17 protein-coding genes are annotated in these 14,574 nt (G+C 64.2%); 3 read left to right on the forward strand and 14 right to left on the reverse strand.

Annotated elements, in window-relative coordinates; genetic code table 11:
- Positions 1-57 precede the first annotated feature (57 nt).
- The 3 genes from ycaC to FFS60_RS13360 all read right to left on the reverse strand — a co-directional run bounded on the left by ycaC (position 58) and on the right by FFS60_RS13360 (position 2,410).
- Positions 58-681, reverse strand: a complete 624-nt coding sequence (ycaC, locus tag FFS60_RS13350; RefSeq protein WP_028628111.1) for an isochorismate family cysteine hydrolase YcaC — start codon at positions 679-681, stop codon at positions 58-60.
- Between the two features lie 55 nt (positions 682-736).
- On the reverse strand, positions 737-1,423 hold the full coding sequence (locus tag FFS60_RS13355) for a hydrolase (protein WP_137822241.1): 687 nt from the start codon (positions 1,421-1,423) through the stop codon (positions 737-739).
- Positions 1,424-1,543: 120 nt separating this feature from the next.
- Complete coding sequence (locus tag FFS60_RS13360) at positions 1,544-2,410, reverse strand: pirin family protein (RefSeq protein ID WP_137822242.1); 867 nt, start codon at positions 2,408-2,410, stop codon at positions 1,544-1,546.
- 96 nt (positions 2,411-2,506) lie between these two features.
- On the opposite strand from FFS60_RS13360, the gene FFS60_RS13365 reads away from it, so the two are divergent.
- Positions 2,507-3,415, forward strand: a complete 909-nt coding sequence (locus tag FFS60_RS13365; protein WP_137822261.1) for a LysR family transcriptional regulator — start codon at positions 2,507-2,509, stop codon at positions 3,413-3,415.
- A 297-nt stretch (positions 3,416-3,712) separates the two neighbouring features.
- Here the strand turns inward: FFS60_RS13365 and FFS60_RS13370 are convergent, their stop codons facing one another.
- Together FFS60_RS13370 and FFS60_RS13375 are read right to left on the reverse strand one after the other, a co-directional pair.
- Positions 3,713-4,270: an antibiotic biosynthesis monooxygenase gene (locus FFS60_RS13370; protein WP_137822243.1), complete on the reverse strand. Its 558-nt coding sequence runs from the start codon at positions 4,268-4,270 to the stop codon at positions 3,713-3,715.
- Positions 4,271-4,337: 67 nt separating this feature from the next.
- Positions 4,338-4,982 carry a hydrolase gene (locus FFS60_RS13375; protein WP_028628106.1) on the reverse strand — a complete coding sequence of 215 codons (645 nt, stop codon included), beginning with the start codon at positions 4,980-4,982 and terminating at the stop codon, positions 4,338-4,340.
- Positions 4,983-5,139: 157 nt separating this feature from the next.
- Here FFS60_RS13375 and FFS60_RS13380 point away from each other — a divergent pair, with 157 nt between their 5' ends.
- Positions 5,140-6,045: a LysR family transcriptional regulator gene (locus tag FFS60_RS13380; protein ID WP_137822244.1), complete on the forward strand. Its 906-nt coding sequence runs from the start codon at positions 5,140-5,142 to the stop codon at positions 6,043-6,045.
- A 92-nt stretch (positions 6,046-6,137) separates the two neighbouring features.
- Here FFS60_RS13380 and FFS60_RS13385 read toward each other — a convergent pair whose 3' ends face one another.
- The 5 genes from FFS60_RS13385 to ribBA form a co-directional block, all read right to left on the reverse strand.
- Entirely contained in the window at positions 6,138-7,286 is a 1,149-nt protein-coding gene (locus tag FFS60_RS13385) for an ABC transporter ATP-binding protein (protein WP_137822245.1), read from the reverse strand.
- A 17-nt stretch (positions 7,287-7,303) separates the two neighbouring features.
- A complete protein-coding gene (locus tag FFS60_RS13390; RefSeq protein ID WP_028628086.1) occupies positions 7,304-8,113 on the reverse strand; it encodes an ABC transporter permease in 810 nt (269 codons plus the stop codon).
- Between the two features lie 3 nt (positions 8,114-8,116).
- Positions 8,117-9,076 (reverse strand): ABC transporter permease, encoded by a 960-nt coding sequence (locus tag FFS60_RS13395; protein ID WP_028628085.1) that lies wholly within the window; start codon positions 9,074-9,076, stop codon positions 8,117-8,119.
- The gene (locus FFS60_RS13400) at positions 9,061-10,086 is read right to left on the reverse strand and encodes an ABC transporter substrate-binding protein (protein WP_028628084.1); all 1,026 of its coding nucleotides are present in this window, start codon (positions 10,084-10,086) and stop codon (positions 9,061-9,063) included. Before FFS60_RS13400 ends, FFS60_RS13395 begins: the two co-directional genes overlap by 16 nt.
- Positions 10,087-10,652: 566 nt before the next feature.
- The gene (gene ribBA, locus FFS60_RS13405) at positions 10,653-11,762 is read right to left on the reverse strand and encodes a bifunctional 3,4-dihydroxy-2-butanone-4-phosphate synthase/GTP cyclohydrolase II (protein WP_028628083.1); all 1,110 of its coding nucleotides are present in this window, start codon (positions 11,760-11,762) and stop codon (positions 10,653-10,655) included.
- An 80-nt stretch (positions 11,763-11,842) separates the two neighbouring features.
- Between ribBA and FFS60_RS13410 the strand changes: the two genes are divergently transcribed.
- Complete coding sequence (locus tag FFS60_RS13410) at positions 11,843-12,136, forward strand: DUF1330 domain-containing protein (protein WP_137822246.1); 294 nt, start codon at positions 11,843-11,845, stop codon at positions 12,134-12,136.
- 7 nt (positions 12,137-12,143) lie between these two features.
- On the opposite strand, the gene FFS60_RS13415 is transcribed toward FFS60_RS13410, so the two are convergent.
- The 4 genes from FFS60_RS13415 to FFS60_RS13430 form a co-directional block, all read right to left on the reverse strand.
- Complete coding sequence (locus tag FFS60_RS13415; RefSeq protein ID WP_137822247.1) at positions 12,144-12,707, reverse strand: NUDIX hydrolase; 564 nt, start codon at positions 12,705-12,707, stop codon at positions 12,144-12,146.
- 4 nt (positions 12,708-12,711) lie between these two features.
- Positions 12,712-13,464, reverse strand: a complete 753-nt coding sequence (locus FFS60_RS13420; protein ID WP_028628080.1) for a GntR family transcriptional regulator — start codon at positions 13,462-13,464, stop codon at positions 12,712-12,714.
- A gap of 81 nt (positions 13,465-13,545) precedes the next feature.
- Positions 13,546-13,935: a carboxymuconolactone decarboxylase family protein gene (locus tag FFS60_RS13425; RefSeq protein ID WP_028628079.1), complete on the reverse strand. Its 390-nt coding sequence runs from the start codon at positions 13,933-13,935 to the stop codon at positions 13,546-13,548.
- 141 nt (positions 13,936-14,076) lie between these two features.
- Entirely contained in the window at positions 14,077-14,562 is a 486-nt protein-coding gene (locus tag FFS60_RS13430; protein ID WP_137822248.1) for a flavin reductase family protein, read from the reverse strand.
- Positions 14,563-14,574: the final 12 nt, after the last annotated feature.

A 14,574-nucleotide genomic window follows, 5' to 3' on the forward strand; every position in this document is an offset into this window, starting at 1 on the left:
GCAGGGGCGTGCATCCGGGCAGGGAACCGCGCCGATACGACGCGGCCCCTGTATGGCTCACTTGGCGGTGAGGGTGCTGTAGCTGGTGATCAGGTTGCGATAGTCGGGAATGTGGTTGGAGAACAGGGTACCGAGGCCTTCGATGTCGTTGCGCCAGTCGCGGTGCAGCTCGCAGGCCACGCCGAACCAGGTCATCAATTGCGCCCCGGCAGCTTCCATTCGGCGCCAGGCAGCGTCACGGGTGACTTCGTTGAAGGTGCCGGACGCGTCGGCGACGACGAATACGTCGAAGCCTTCTTCAAGGGCCGACAATGCCGGGAAGGCCACGCAGACCTCGGTCACCACCCCGGCGATGATCAGCTGCTTCTTGCCGGTGGCCTTCACCGCCTTGACGAAGTCTTCGTTGTCCCAGGCATTGATGTTGCCGGGGCGGGCGATGTAGGGCGCATCGGGGAACTGCTCTTTCAGCTCAGGCACCAGCGGGCCGTTGGGGCCGGTCTCGAAACTGGTAGTGAGGATAGTCGGCAGCTTGAAGTACTTGGCCAGGTCGCCCAGGGCCAGCACGTTGTTCTTGAACTTGTCGGGATCGATGTCCCGTACCAGCGAGAGCAGGCCGGTCTGATGATCGACCAGCAGTACTGCGGCGTCGTTCTTGTCCAGGCGTTTGTATTGGAAAGACATGGTGGTTCTCCTTGCTTCGATTGGTCGTCCGCCTTCGAGAGGTGGACAGCGGGGGTCAGCGTTGCGAATCCAGCACTTCGTTGTCCTTGGCCACCTGCTGAGCCTTCATGTAGCTCTCGATCAGCAGTTGGTAGTGCGGGAATACATGGCTGTAGGCTTCGGCCCACTGGGCCGCATCCGGACGGTTCCAGGTTCGTTGCACTTCGGAGCAGACGGCCGCGGTGTCCATCGGCACCACACCGGCCTGGACGACGCGCGCCAGGGTGATCTCCTGGGCCATCTTCGAGTAGGTCCCTGACGCGTCGATGACAGCGAACACTCGGTAGCCGGCGTTCACCGCGCTGATGCTGGGGAAGGCCATGCATACGCTGGTGATGGTGCCGGCAATGATCAGGGTCTTGCGGCCGGTTTTCTCTACGGCGGCGACGAACTCGGGATTGTCCCAGGCGTTGATCTCGCCCTTGCGCGCCACGTACTGGGCGTGGGGCGCGGCTTCGTGGATCTCCGGGATCAAGGGGCCGTTCGGGCCCTGGGGCACCGAAGCGGTGGTGATGACTGGCATCCTGGCCAGGGTGGCGACCTTCGCCAGGGTGATGGCATTGGCCCGCAGCTCGGTCATGGGCATGTCCTTGACCGTCTGGAACAGCCCACTCTGATGGTCGATCAGCAGCATCGCGGCATCATCGGGGTCGATTCTCGGAATCTGTCCATTGAAGTTGGCGACTTGGGCGAAGTTGCTCATGGCGTCTTACCTCTTTTTCAGGGTGATGGCCGTCCTGGCCGAAGCGGTTGCCCGCCGGCCCACGTTTCCGTCGTGGGGGATTGTCCAGACTAGGCAAGCGCCCGGCCCGGTGTGTGACCGTCAGTCGTCCATGTGGCCGAAACGGCCGCTCTGGAAGTCCTGGATCGCTTGGCGAATCTCGCTTTCGCTGTTCATCACGAAGGGGCCGTAACCGACGATCGGCTCGTCGATGGGCTCGCCGGAAAGCAGCAGTACCAGGGCCTGGTCGTTGGCCTCCAGCAGCAGTTCGTCGCCGGCGGGTTCGAACAGCGCCAGTTGCCCTTCGCGCACCAATTCTTCGCCGTTCACCAGCAGGGCGCCGCGCAGCACCACCAGGGCAGTGTTGCGGCCGGGCCGGAGGCCCAGGTTGACCGGCCTGCCACGGTTCAGGCGGATGTCCCAGACATCCATTTCCGTGAAGGTGCGTGCCGGCCCGCGCTTGCCGGAGAACTCGCCGGCAATCAGGCGCAGGCTGCCGGCAGCGTCGGGTAATGGCAGGTGGGGAATTTCAGCGTCGAGGAGGGTCTGGTAGCCGGGGGCTGCCAGCTTGTCGCGGGCCGGCAGGTTGACCCAGAGCTGGACCATTTCCAGGGTGCCGCCACTGCGGGTGAAGGCTTCGGAGTGGAACTCCTCGTGGAGGATGCCCGAGGCCGCCGTCATCCACTGCACGTCGCCGGGGCCGATCAGTCCGCCGGCACCGGTGGAGTCCCGGTGTTCCAGTTCGCCCCGGTAGACGATGGTCACGGTCTCGAAACCCCGGTGCGGATGCTGGCCGACGCCGCGTGGACGATCAGCTGGGGCGAACTCGGCGGGACCGGCGTAGTCCAGCAGCAGGAACGGGCTGATGTGCTTGCCCAGGCTGTCGTAGGAAAACAGCGTGCGAACCGGAAAACCGTCACCCACCCAATGGGGCCTGGGGCTGGTGTAGATGCCACGGATCTTTTTCATGGTGTGCCTCCTGACGTGCATGGGGCACATCTTGAAACTGCAACACTGACTCCGGTAGTCGGGCTAAATTGCTCTCAGAGTCCTATTTGGAGAACGCTGGTGGAAGACCTCAACGACCTCTACTACTTCGCCCAGGTGGTGGAATACGGCGGTTTTGCCCCGGCCGGGCGGGCGCTGGACATGCCCAAGTCCAAGCTGAGCCGGCGTATCGCCAACCTTGAAGAGCGACTGGGCGTGCGGTTGATCCAGCGCTCGACACGGCATTTCTCGGTCACCGAGATCGGCCAGGAGTATTACCGCCATTGCGTGGCGATGATGGTGGAAGCGGAAGGCGCCGCCGAGGTGATCGAGCGCAACCGCTCCGAACCCCAGGGCGTGGTGCGGATCAGCTGCCCCACGGCGCTGCTGGACTTCTGGGTGGGGCCGATGCTGACGCGCTTCATGGTGGAGTACCCGTTGGTGGAGTTGCATATCGAGAGCACCAACCGCCAGGTGGACCTGATCCAGGAAGGCATCGACATCGCCCTGCGGGTGCGCTTCCCGCCTCTGGACGACACCGATCTGGTGATGAAGGTGCTGGCCAATAGCACCCAGTGTCTGGTGGCCGCTCCGACCCTGCTGGAAGGCCTGCCGCAGCAGTTGGTGCCAGCGGATCTGGCCGGCCTGCCGAGCCTGCATTGGGGCGCTGCATTGCGCGAGTACACCTGGCAACTGGACGGCCCGGACGGGGCGAGCGCCGCCGTGCGCCATCATCCCCGGCTGGTTACGGATGACCTGCTGGTGCTGCGCCAGGCAGCCGAGGCGGGGGTGGGCGTGGTGCATATTCCCTGGGTGGTGGCACGGGATGGGCTGGCCAGCGGCAAACTGATAGAGGTGACCCCGGACTGGGTACCCAGGACCGGCATCGTGCATGCCGCGTTTCCGTCCCGGCGTGGGCTGTTGCCCTCGGTGCGGACCCTGATCGACTTCTTGGCGGAGGCGTTCAAGGAGAGTGGGATCAGGTGAGGCTGTGGGGTGCGAACGGCTCTTCCTGTGGGGCGAATTCATTCGAACGTGGGAAACCACGTCCTTATGGCGTGGTCATGAGTCATCGGCTCTGCCTGTGACGATCGAAATGCCTGATTTACAGGATGAAGTCGGATTGTCTGTAGGAGCGAGCTTGCTCGCGAACAGTCCGAGCAGGATATTTCGCGAGCAGGCTCGCTCCTACACGTCATTAGCCCGGCTGCATCCGAGGGGGCCATCGGCAAGTCCACGTTCTACGAACGTGGATGTTCACTCGCCCATGCAACCCTCCCGATGTCAGCGTTGGTTCAACCAGCCGGCGAAGAAACGCGTCACCGGAGGCATGAAGAAGTAGACCACCAGAAGCACGATGCTGGCCGTGATCACCACGTTGCTAGCGACGTAGCCGGCCAACCAGGGCTGCAGTTTGAACAACGGCTGCCAGAGCAGCGGCACCAGCAGGGCCAGCGGCAGGATCACCAGGAAGGTCACGCAGGCCTGCTTCCAGCGCGGCGGTTGCGGCGCGTCGGCGTTTTCCGGGGTAAACCAGAATTCGCGCTCGGGGTTGATCTCCACCTGGTCGCCATCGGCCAGCAGGTGGCTGACCTCCTCGATCAGGCTGCTACGGTCGGTGGAATCCAGCCAGGCCTGGAGTTGAGCGGTACTGGCGAAGCGCAGGACGCAGGTGAACAGATGCAGGCCGTCTTTCCGATCCCGCACCACGTCGATACCGAGGTGGCCGGGGTAGCCCTGGGCGATGCCGATGATGCGGCGCAGCCAGCCTTCGTATTCCTGTTCCCGGCCTTCCTTGACCCGATGGCGGATCAGCAGGGTGACGATGTCGTCGGTGGTCATGGTGAGGTGCTCCGTGCAAGGCGATGAAGAAGGCCGGACGCGCTGGGCGCCTCCGGCCTGCCGGGGCTTAGTTCACTTGGCGCTGGGGCGCCTTGTGCACCAGGGTGTAGGCGTAGTCCACGCCCATGCCGTAGGCGCCGCTGTGCTCTTGCACCAGGCCGATCACGGCGTCGTAGGTTTCCTTCTTCGACCAGTCGCGCTGGTACTCGAGCAGGACCTGCTGCCAGGTCACCGGAATGGCGCCGGCCTGGATCATGCGTTGCACCGACATGTCATGGGCTTCCTTGGAGGTGCCGCCGGAAGCGTCGGTGACAATGTAGACCTCGTAGCCGGCTTCGATGGCTTCCAGGGCGGGGAAGGTCAGGCAGACTTCAGTCCAGAGGGCGGCCATGATCAGTTTCTTGCGGCCGGTTGCCTTCACGGCGGCGACGAACTTGTCGTCTTCCCAGGAGTTCATCGAGGTGCGTTCGATGGGCTGCTGGCCCGGGAACACGCCCAGCAGTTCTGGCCAGATGTAGCCGCTGAAGCTTTCGGTTTCGACGCTGGTGAGGATGGTCGGCACGTTGAAGATCTTGGCGCTCTTGGCCAGGGCCACGGTGTTGTTCTTCAGTTGCTGGCGGTCGATGGACTGCACGCCAAAGGCCATTTGCGGCTGGTGGTCGATCAGGATCAGTGCGGAATTGGTCGGGTTCAGCAGTTCGCGGATGGACATGGCATTTCTCCTGGAGCGTGGGTTGTCTGATTGCTTCCTGGCCGGTGCCTCGTTCGTGAGGCTGTTTGGTTCCGACGTGGGATGAATTCTGATCGCGCCCATTAAGGGAAACAATTAGGCATAATTGAACTTCATTGATTCTGAATTGGAGACACTGATGGACAGGGTCGAGTGCATGCGCGCCTTTGTCGAAACCGTGCGCAGCAACGGCTTTGCGGCGGCGGCGCGGGCGTTGGACGTACCGCGCTCCACCGTGAGCAAGCAGGTGCAGGCGCTGGAGGAGGCGATCGGTGTGCAGTTGCTGGTGCGCACGACGCGCAGCCTGCATCTGACGGAGGCGGGTGCGGAATACTTCGAGTCGGCGCGGGACCTGCTGGCAGCCCTGGACGAGGCCGAGCAACGTGCGCGCGATGGGGTGGGGGAGCTGCGAGGGGTGTTGCGGGTGAATGCGCCCATGTCCTTCGGGCTGCGCAAGCTGGGACCGCTGATCCCGCTCTTCCATGAACGGCATCCGCAGATCGAACTGCAACTGGTGCTCAGCGACCAGCAGGTAGACCCGGTGCGCGGCGGCTTCGATGTGACCATCCGCATCGCCAGCCTGGCGGACTCCTCCATGGTCGCCCGCACCATTGCGCCGGCACCGCGTTACCTGGTGGCTTCACCGGCCTACCTGGAACGGGCCGGCGTGCCGCAGTTGCCGGAGGAACTCGCCAGCCATGCCTTCCTCGGGTACGGCTACCTGCAGAGCGGTGTCAGCCTGGCGCTCAGCAACGGCGAGGAAACCCGCCGCGTGCAATTGAACGGTCCACTGCAGGCCAACAACGGCGACTTCCTCGCCCAGGTCGCGGAGGCCGGCATGGGTATCGCCCTGCTGCCGAGCTTCATCGTCGACGAGGCCCTGGCGGCGGGGCGACTGGTGGCGGTGCTCTGCGAATGGCAGGCACCGCCCATCAGCATCAACGCCGTCTACCCCTCGGCGCGCCGCCTGCCACAGAAGACACGGGCCTTCATCGATTTCCTGGTGGAGGAGATGACCCGGGCTAATGAGCGGGTGGCGTGCTGAGGCGACCGTGCGCTCTTCCGCCCACAACGCGGCGCGCTTCCACACACCGGTGTGGGATTAAAGGGCGTTAACCGTCCCTGGTGCCTGTTTCTTCAATGCGCCCCGGCGCCCTTGGCCAGGTCGCTTTCCTTCCACTCGGTGTAGACGCAGGCATCCGCCGCGGCCCAGCGCACCATCACCGTTGCGCCCGGTTGCAGGGGCGCGGTGGTGCCGGAGAGTTCCTTCAAGGTCAGGCTGGTGCCGCCTGCGGTGATCACGCTGCAGGTCAGGCTTTCGCCGAGGAACACGGTTTCCGCCACCTTGGCCTGGATCTGGTTCCAACCGGCGGCCAATGGCTCGCTGGCCGCCTGTTCCGGGCTCAGCACCTGGGCCTTTTCCGGACGCACCATCAGGATCAGGTCCTGGCCGTTGTGCAGGCCGGCGGTGGGACGCATTGACAGCGACTGACCTTCGAAACTGGCGCCGGCGTTGCCCTGGGCCTTCACCTTGAGGAAGTTGGAATTGCCGAGGAAGGAGGCGACGAAAGCGTTCGGCGGGCTCTGGTAGAGGTCGTAACCGCTGCCCAGGCCGACGATCTTGCCGTGGCTGAAGATGGCGATGCGCTGGGATAGGCGCATGGCTTCTTCCTGGTCGTGGGTGACGTAGACGATGGTGATGCCGAGGCGACGGTGCAGGTGGCGCAGCTCATCCTGCAGGTCTTCGCGCAACTTCTTGTCCAGCGCGCCCAGGGGTTCGTCCATCAGCAGGATGCGCGGTTCGTACACCAGCGCACGGGCGATGGCGACACGCTGCTGCTGGCCACCGGAAAGCTGGGCGGGACGGCGCTGGGCGAATTGCTCCAGTTGCACCAGCTTGAGCATGGCTTCCACGCGGCGCTCGCGTTCGCCGGCGGCCTGCTTGCGGATGTCCAGCGGGAAGCCGATGTTGTCGCGCACATTCAGGTGCGGGAACAACGAGTAGCGCTGGAACACCATGCCGATGTCGCGCTTGTGCGGCGGCACGTTCACCAGGGACTTGCCGTCCACCAGGATTTCGCCGGAGCTGGGCGTCTCGAAGCCGGCCAGCATCGACAGCGTGGTGCTCTTGCCCGAGCCACTGGAGCCGAGGAAGGTGAGGAATTCCCCGTCCTGGATGTCCAGGGAGATGTTGTCCACGGCGGCGAAGTCGCCGTAGTGCTTGTTCAGGTTGCGCAGGCTGACCAGGGTCTTGTTTTCGCGGGTGTCTTGGATAACGGCACTCATTTTCTTTACCTCGGCGCTCAGGCGCTTGCAGGGTTGCGCCGGCGCAGCACGGCGGCGATCACCATGACCAGGACGGACAGGCCGATCAGCAGCGTCGAGGCGACGGCGATCACCGGAGTCAGGTCCTGGCGCAGGGTAGTCCACATTTTCACGGGCAGGGTCTGCAGGGTCGGGCTGGCCATCATCACGCTCAGCACCACTTCATCCCAGGAGACCAGGAAGGCGAACAGGGCGCCGGCCATCATGCCGGGGCGGATCGCCGGGAAGGTCACCTTGTACACCGCTTGCAGCCGCGTGGCGCCGCAGATCACCGCGGCATCCTCGATGGACTGATCGAACAGCTTCAGCGAGTTGATGATCGAGATGATGGTGAAGGGCAGGGCGACGATCACGTGGCTGACCACGAAGGAAAACAGCGTTCCGGTGTAGCCCAGCTTGAGGAACAGCGCGTACACGGCCACCGCGATGATCACCAGCGGCACGATCATCGGCAGGGTGAACAGGCCGTAGAGAAACTCGCGGCCGGGGAACTTGCCGCGCACCAGGGCGAAGGCGGTGGGCAAGCCCAGGGCCACGGAGCAGATCGTGGTCAGCACGGCGACCTTGAGACTGGCCAGGGCCGACTCCATCCACTCGGCGTTGGAGAAGAACTGCTCGTACCACTTCAGCGTCCAGCCCGGCGGCGGGAACACCAGCCATTGGGACGAGCCGAACGACAGCAGCACGATGAACAGGATCGGCAGCAGCAGGAAGGCCGCAATCGTCCCGGTGGTGAGGTAGAGGCCGATGCGCAGGCGCAGGCCCATGGCGTTGGGTGACAGCAGCATGGCTTACCTCGCAGTACTCGAAGCCACCGGCGATTCCGGCTGCAGCTTCAGGTAGACGTAGAACAGAGCCAGGGTGATGGCGATCAGCAGCGCGGCGGCGGCGCTGGCCAGGCCCCAGTTGAGGAAGGACTGCACCTGCTGGACGATGAACTCCGGCAGCATCATGTTCTGCGCGCCACCCAGCAGGGCCGGTGTGACGTAGTAACCCAGCGACATGACGAAGACCATCAGGCCACCGGAGAACAGCCCCGGACGGCACAGCGGCAGGAACACCTTGAAGAAGTTGGTCCAGGGGCTGGCACCACAGATGGAGCCGGCCTGCAGCACCATCGGGTCGATGGCCGACATGGTGGCCTGCAGCGGCAGCACGATGAACGGAATCATGATGTAGCTCATGCCGATCACCACACCGGTGAGGTTGTGCACCATTTCCAGCGGCTGGTCGATGATGCCCAGCGCCATCAGCATCTTGTTGATCACGCCCGAGGCCTGCAGCAGCACCAGCCAGGAGTAGGTGCGTGCCAGCAGGCTGGTCCACATCGACAGCAGCACGATGTTCAGCAGCCAGCGGCCCCAACCACGCGGCACCAGGGTGATCACCCAGGCCAGGGGGAAGCCCAGCAGCAGGCTGATCAGGGTCACCAGGCCGCCGACGGCGAAGGTGTTGAACAGCACGCGGGCATAGGCCGAGTTGGCGAACAGTTGCTCGTAGTTGCCCAGCCCCGGCGTGGGTTCGAGCACGCCGCGCAGCAGCAGGCCGATCAGCGGCGCGAGGAAGAACAGGCCGAGAAACAGCAGGGCCGGGATCAGGTTGCGGGCACCGCGCCAGCGCAGGGTGGTCTCGTTGACTTGATTCATCGACGCAGCCTTGGGCTGGGGGCTGCCGGAAGCGCGGGCTGCGCTTCCGGTGGCCTTGGCCGGCGGGTTGGGCTGGATGGCAGCCATCTTCACTTGACCAGCCATTCGTTCCACCGCGCGGCGATTGCCGGGCCGTTCTTGGCCCAGTACGCGTAGTCGAGGGTGATCTGATCTTTAGCGTAGGCAGTGGGGAGGTTGGGGGCGAGTTCGCCGTTGATCTGACCGACGCTGTCGACGTTCACCGGGGCGTAGGCCGTGAGGTTGGCGAAGTCGGCCTGGCCCTTGGCACTGCTGGCGTTGGCCAGGAACTTCATGGCCGCGTCCTTGTTCTTGGCGCCTTTGGGGATGACCAGGAAATCGGCCATGACCAGATTCTGCTTCCAGCTCACGCCAACCGGCGCGCCATCCTGCTGCAGGGCATAGACGCGGCCGTTCCAGAACTGGCCGAGGGTGGCTTCGCCGGAGGCCAGCAGTTGCTGGGACTGGGCGCCGCCGCCCCACCAGACGATGTCTTGCTTGATGGTGTCGAGCTTCTTGAAGGCGCGGTCCAGGTCCAGCGGGTAGAGCTTGTCGGCGGCTACGCCGTCAGCCAGCAGGGCCAGTTCCAGCACGCCGGGGCTCGGCCACTTGTAGAGGGCGCGCTTGCCCGGGTACTTGGCGGTGTCGAACAGGGCGGTCCAGTCCTGCGGGGCGTTGGCGCCGACCTTGCCCTGGTTGTAGCCGAGCACGAAGGAGAAGAAGAAGGAGCCGACGCCGTGGTCGGACACGAAGCGCGGGTCGATCTTGTCGCGCTGGATCACGCCGAAGTCCAGGGGTTCCAGCAGGCCTTCGGCGGCGGCACGCAGGGCGAAGTCAGCCTCGACGTCCACCACGTCCCACTGCACGTTGCCGCTCTCGACCATGGCTTTGAGCTTGCCGTAGTCGGTCGGGCCGTCCTGCACCACGCGAATGCCGCTGGCTTCGCTGAAGGGCTCGGCCCAGGCCTGTTTCTGCGCATCCTGGGTAGTACCGCCCCAGCTCACGAAGCTGATGTTGTCGGCGGCGATGGCGACGTTACCGGTCGCGGCCAGGAAGGCTGCGGCGAGAACCGCGGTTGCACGTTTTTTGAACACCATCTTGCTTGCCCTCATTGTTGTGTTTGTACGCAAGCGGGCTTCGCTTCAACCCGCTTATCAGGAGCAGGGGACCCCAATGGGGCCGTCAAGGGCGGCCGTGTCGAGTGCTCTTGTTCATGCTGGTCCCTGGCGGGCGCACTCGCAATAAATCTCCGGCCTACGGAATGTCATATTATGGTATTCCAAGCTTTGTGCAAGTACTTCGCCTTGCCGGCTATCGCCATTGAGGGCGCTAGCCGGGTTACGGGGGACGAGTGGCGTCGTGGTCAGCAGCCCTTGGGGATGCACGTGTGGGGGCGAATTTATTGGCTATGTCTGCGTTAGCTGTTGCGAGAGATTGACCATCGGGCCAGGAGCCTTGTAGGAGCTGGCTTGCCAGCGAAACGCCGCCATTCGCTGGCAAGCCAGCTCCTACAGGCAATGCAGCTGCCTACAATACGTAATGCAGACATAGCCAGTTTATTCGCCATGGACGGCGTAGCAGCCCCCATCGGCCTTGCAGGGCAGGCCTGCGGCCTGCTTGGCGAATGAATTCGCCCCTACAGGTTAAGGGGTATCTGTGGTGTTCAGCCCTCGAACGGCAGGGTCTCTACCACTTCCAGGTCATAGCCGGTGAGGCCGGCGTACTTCAGCGGGGCGCCGAGGTGGCGCAGCTTGCCCACGCCCAGGTCCTGGAGGATTTGCGCGCCGGTGCCCACCTCGGAGTAGATGCGCGACTGCGAGCGGCTGAACTGTCGGCGTGGCTGGGTGAGCTGCGGTACGCGCTCCAGCAGGGCCTGGGAGGATTCGTTGCTGGCCAGGACCACCACCACGCCGTGGCCGACTTCCGCCACCTTTTGCAGGGCGGCCCAGAGGGTCCAGTTCTTCGGCCCGGTGTACTCGGCGCCCACCAGGTCGCGCAACGGATCGATCACGTGAACCCGCACCAGGGTCGGTTCGTCGCGACGGATATCCCCCATCACCATCGCCATGTGCACGCCGCCCTCGATGCGGTCCTCGTAGGTCACCAGGCGGAAGGTGCCATGCACCGTGGGCAGCTCGTGCTCGCCAATGCGGGTGACGGTGTGCTCGGTGCTGAGGCGGTAGTGGATGAGGTCGGCGATGGTGCCGATCTTGATGCCATGCTTTTCGGCGAAGGCTTCGAGGTCAGGGCGGCGGGCCATGCTGCCGTCATCGTTCATCACTTCGACGATCACCGAAGCCGGTGTGAAGCCGGCCAGGCGGGCCAGGTCGCAGCCGGCTTCGGTGTGGCCGGCGCGGTTCAGTACGCCACCCTCGCGGGCGCGCAACGGGAAGATATGGCCGGGCTGTACCAGGTCGTCTGCCGTGACCTCAGGGGCCACGGCGGTGAGCACGGTGTGGGAACGGTCGGCCGCGGAGATGCCGGTGGTCACGCCGCTGGCGGCTTCGATGGAGACGGTGAAGGCGGTGGCGAAGGCGCTGCCATTGGCCGGCACCATCTGCTCCAGGCCAAGGCGTTCGCAGTGTTCGTCGGTCAGGGTCAGGCAGATCAGGCCGCGGGCCTCACGGGCCATGAAGTTGATGGCTTCAGGGGTGCACTTTTCCGCCGCCAGCAGCAGGTCGCCCTCGTTCTCACGGTCCTCGTCGTCCACCAGCAGGACCATCTTGCCCTGGCGGAAGTCTTCGATGATTTCTTCGATACGGTTGAACGGCATGACATGACACCTGGCTGGATCAAGAGGGAAGGTTTCTGGTATACCATAATACCAATTTAACCGGAACTGCAGAGGTCAGCATGAAGGCTTACTGGATCGCCCACGTCGATGTGACGGACCCGGAACGCTACAGCGAATACACCCGCCGCGCCCCGGCCGCTTTCGCCACATATGGCGGCAAGTTGCTGGCCCGTGGCGGCCGTTCGGAGGCGATGGAAGGCCGCCCTACACCCCAGCGTAGCGTGGTGATCGAGTTCGAATCCTATGACCAGGCCCTGGCCTGCTACCGCTCGGCGGAATACCAGGAAGCCTGTGGATATCGCCAGGGCGTGGCCAAGGCGGAGGTAATCATTGTGGAGGGGGTTGAGGCTTAACGGAGGGCTACCGGATGAAGTGAATCTTCCCGGTATCGTCGTTGCCCATGTAGATGCCATACACCCCGGCCTCGCGCTCCTCGATGTAGCGTTCGAGGATCTGCCGGATGGCCGGGTAGTAGATGGCGTCCCAGGGGATGTCCTCGGGGGCGAAGAAGCGGTAGTCCAGGGTTTCCGGGCCGTGCTGGCCGGTTTCTTCCAGCACGGTGGCGCGGAAGATGATGTAGACCTCGCTGATCTTCGGCACGCTGAAGATGGAGTAGGGCGAGACGATCTCGGCGCGTACGCCGCTCTCTTCCCAGACTTCGCGCAGGGCCGCTTCCTCGGTGGTTTCGCCGTTCTCCATGAAACCGGCCGGGAGCGTCCAGGTGCCGGGGCGCGGCGGGATGGCGCGCTGGCAGAGCAGGTACTTGCCGTCCTGCTCGATGATGCAGCCGGCGATGATCTTCGGGTTTTCGTAGTGGATGTAGCCGCAGTCCGCGCACACCAGCCTTTCGTGGGTGTCCCCGACGGGGCACTGGCGGCTCAGGCCGCCACTGCCGCAACCGGGACAGAAGCGCGGGGAGGGCATGTCATCAGCGCCCGATGCGCGGCTCTTTCAGGGCGATGGGGCTGGCGATCTCGCGGACCTTGCCCGGCTCGTCCTGCTTGGACTTGAGGTAGTCCAGGGCGACTTTTGCGGCGGCGCGCACGTGGTCCACCGACGCCTGGTGGGCGGCCAGCGGGTCGCCGCTCTTGATGGCTTCGACGATGCGTTCCATTTCCTTGTTGCTGGCGCCGCGACGGTTCTCCTGGGAAACGGAGGTCGCACGCAGGTAGCTGATGCGCGCCTGCAACTGGCGCAGCTGGGTCGCGGCGATGTGGTTGCCGGAGCCTTCCAGCAGCACATCGTAGAAACCTTGTACGGACTCCAGCACCTGTTGCAGCTCGCCTTGTTCGAGGGCCTCGCGGTTCTCCTCCAGGGCGCGCTCCAGGGCGCGGATGTCCTTGGCCTTGGCGTTGAGGGTGAAGAGCTGGACGATCAGGCCTTCGAGCACGCAGCGCAGCTCGTAGATGTCGCAGGCGTCTTCCAGGGTGATGATGGCAACGCGCGGACCCTTGGCATCGGCAAATTCCACCAGACCTTCCGATTCCAGGTGGCGCAGGGCCTCGCGCACGGACGTGCGGCTGACGCCCAGGCGGTCGCAGAGGTCGCGCTCCACCAGGCGGTCGCCCGGCAGCAGTTGGAAGTTCAGGATGGCGCCCCGCAGCTTGTCGAGGACGATCTCGCGCAGGGTGACGGGATTGCGGTTGACCTTGAAGCTGTCGTCTAGGGGCAAGCGTTTCATGTGGTCCGCTCTGGTTATGGCTGTCCGTAGGAGAAACGAAGGAGCACTTGCGCGTGCTCCCTCATCGGGTGGCGCCGGCGATCAACCTTGAGCTTCTGCGTCGGCCTCGGCGAAGGCCTCGCGGGCGATGCGGAAGCTGTCCACTGCCGCCGGCACACCGCAGTAGATGCCGACTTGCAGGAGGATTTCGCGGATCTGCTCGCGGGACAGGCCGTTACGCAGGGCGCCGCGAACATGCAGCTTCAGCTCGTGGGGGCGGTTGAGCGCCGAAATCATCGCCAAGTTTATCATGCTGCGTTCTTTCAGCGATAAGCCGTCCCGGCCCCAGACGTGGCCCCAGCAGTACTCGGTGACCAGCTCCTGCAGCGGGCGGGTGAAGTCGTCGGCGTTCTGGATCGACTTGTTCACATAGGCCTCGCCCAGCACCTGGGTACGGATCTCCAGGCCCTTTTCGTATTTCTCGTTGCTCATTGGGGGACTCCTTTTCTTCTGTAGGAGCTGGCCTCTCAGCGAAGGCTCCAGGGACAGGTTCGCCAGCAGGCTCGCTCCTACAGGTACGGGAATAAAAAAGAGCCGCTGTCGAGAGTGGCGACCAGCGGCCCTGAAGGTGACTCAGGAAATCTCCGGCAAGGCGCCCAGCTTGCCCTTGTGGTAGAGCATCGGCGTGACCTCGTCCTTGGGCAGGATCAGGTTCTTCACCGCCCCCACGATGATCGCGTGGTCGCCGCCGTCGTACTCGCGCCACAGCTCGCACTCGATGATCGCGGTGGCCTTGGTCAGCAGCGGGTTGCCCAGCTCGCTCAGGTGCCAGTCGATGCCCTTGGCCTTGTCCTTGCCCTTCTTGGCGAAGGCGTAGGCTTCGGCCTGCTGGTCGGCGCAGAGCAGGTGGATGGCGAACTGCTTGCTATCGCGCAGGATCGGGTAGGTGTCCGAAGCATAGTTGGGGCAGAACAGCACCAGGGCCGGGTCGATGGACAGGGCGCTGAAGGCGCTGGCAGTGATGCCGACGATGTCGCCCTCGGCGTCCAGGGTGGTGACCACGGTGACGCCGGACGGGAAGGAGCCCATCACTTCTTTGTAGATGCCGGGTTCGATCATGGGGATGTCCTC

It is taken from the genome of Pseudomonas sp. D(2018) (genome assembly GCF_005502555.1).
Lineage (GTDB): Bacteria > Pseudomonadota > Gammaproteobacteria > Pseudomonadales > Pseudomonadaceae > Metapseudomonas > Metapseudomonas resinovorans.